Genomic DNA, 240 nt, shown 5'->3' with positions numbered 1-240 from the left:
GGAGGTCGCGGGGGCGCCCACCGCGTCGCCGACGCCGGGGGGGGCGAGCGCGGGGGCGACGTTGACGCCGACGCCGACCATGGCGGAGCCGGCGCCGAGGCGGGTGACGGCCTCCGCCTTGTCCTGGGGGCGCTGCTCGGCGCGGGCGTCCGCGAGGCCCGCGGCCGCGGCGAGGGCGCGGGCGGTGCGGGTGGTGTCGCCGGTGCGCGTGGCGGGCCGCAGGGCCGCGGGGTGGCGGGC

1 pseudogene is annotated in these 240 nt (G+C 85.0%); it reads right to left on the bottom strand.

The window, feature by feature from the left end:
• Positions 1–240, bottom strand: a pseudogene (locus tag KVT14_RS21165) (cation-transporting P-type ATPase); the annotation flags it as partial.

The organism is Cellulomonas sp. GbtcB1, from assembly GCF_019091725.1.
In the GTDB taxonomy this organism is placed as follows: domain Bacteria; phylum Actinomycetota; class Actinomycetes; order Actinomycetales; family Cellulomonadaceae; genus Cellulomonas.
The sequence above is the reverse complement of the archived record's forward strand: the minus strand, read 5'-3'. Positions and strand labels throughout refer to the sequence as shown.